2 protein-coding genes are annotated in these 1,511 nt (G+C 43.2%); one reads left to right on the forward strand and one right to left on the reverse strand.

All coding sequences use genetic code 11. From position 1 onward, the window contains the following. Positions 1-809, forward strand: an 809-nt coding sequence (locus QTO00_RS19620; RefSeq protein ID WP_331426243.1) for a MetQ/NlpA family lipoprotein, incomplete at its 5' end; no start/stop codon positions are given. Positions 810-842: 33 nt separating this feature from the next. On the opposite strand, the gene QTO00_RS19625 is transcribed toward QTO00_RS19620, so the two are convergent. Continuing rightward, positions 843-1,511, reverse strand: a 669-nt coding sequence (locus tag QTO00_RS19625; RefSeq protein ID WP_331426244.1) for a GGDEF domain-containing protein, incomplete at its 5' end; no start/stop codon positions are given.

A 1,511-nucleotide genomic window follows, 5' to 3' on the forward strand; every position in this document is an offset into this window, starting at 1 on the left:
TGAAATTCAGTCTTAAAGGTCTTTTGACTATCGCAGCAGCAGCGTCTGCACTGGTTCTAGCTGGTTGTGGCGACAAAGAAGCAGATACTAGCAAGATTAAAGTTGGCGTAATGGCTGGCGCAGAAGCTCAAGTTGCAGAAGTAGCTGCAAAAGTAGCAAAAGAGAAATACGGTCTAGAAGTAGAGCTAGTAACCTTTACTGATTACGTAACACCAAACGCAGCACTTGATGACGGCTCTATCGACATCAACGCGTTCCAGCACAAGCCATACCTAGATCAGCAAGTAACCGATCGTGGTTACAAGCTAACTATCGCAGGTAACACGTTTGTTTACCCTATCGCAGGTTACTCTAAGCAAGTTAAATCTGTTGATGAAATTCAAGAAGGCGCTCGTATCGCAGTACCAAACGATCCAACTAACCTAGGTCGTTCACTACTTCTTCTTGAGCAACAAGGTCTACTAAAACTACGTGAAGGTGTTGGTCTACTAGCAACAGTACGCGACATTGTTGAGAACCCGAAAAACATCACTATCGTTGAACTAGACGCAGCACAACTTCCGCGTTCTCTTGACGATGTAGCTCTGTCTATCATCAACACGACTTACGCGAGTTCAATCGACCTAACTCCACAAAAAGATGGCGTGTTCGTTGAAGACAAAGAGTCTCCATACGTGAACCTAATCGTGTCTCGTGAAGATAATTCACAGGCAGAAAACGTCGTTAACTTCGTGAAAGCTTACCAAACAGAAGAAGTGTACACAGCAGCTTCTGACATCTTCAAAGGTGGCGTGGTTAAAGGTTGGTAACCAACAACCGACTGTTAGAATAGTTAAAAACCCTCAAGCAATACTTGAGGGTTTTTGCTTTTTCTCAGCCATACGACTCTGTTTTTCAATAAACCTCACTTGATTTCTTCCTCCCTCTTTAGCTTGATATAGCGCAGCATCTGCTCGTTTTATCGCATCGTTAAACGCCTTGGCTTTACTTTCAATAGTGACACCGATGCTGATGGTGACTACTTTATCAATTTGAGGAAATGAGGTTGCCTCAATATTTGCCCGCAGTCTTTCTGCGATCTGCTCCGCAGTCGACTGCTCAACATTGGGAACGACGACTAAAAATTCCTCTCCTCCCCAACGAGACAATATTGAGTCTTCTCGCAAAGATGCTTGTATACGCTTGGCTGTAGTTCGAATAACAACATCACCGATATCATGCCCGAACTCATCATTAACGCGCTTAAAGAAGTCTATATCCGCTATCATTACCGCATAATTGCGCCCTACACTTTCAAGTTGCTCTAGCGCGTCATCCAGCTCTAGTGCCAAACCTCGACGATTTAGGATGCCGGTTAACACATCCTTTATCATTAAGTTATGATTCTTTACAGCAACCCTATGATTAAAATATGCCGTTAAAATCAGTGCATACACAATCAACCAAGCCCCCCAAGTTGGTAAAGAATTTAAAAGCGCTTTTTGATTCAGCTCTGAATAAGTAAAACTGTG

Source organism: Vibrio sp. M260118 (assembly GCF_036533755.1).
Classification (GTDB): domain Bacteria; phylum Pseudomonadota; class Gammaproteobacteria; order Enterobacterales; family Vibrionaceae; genus Vibrio.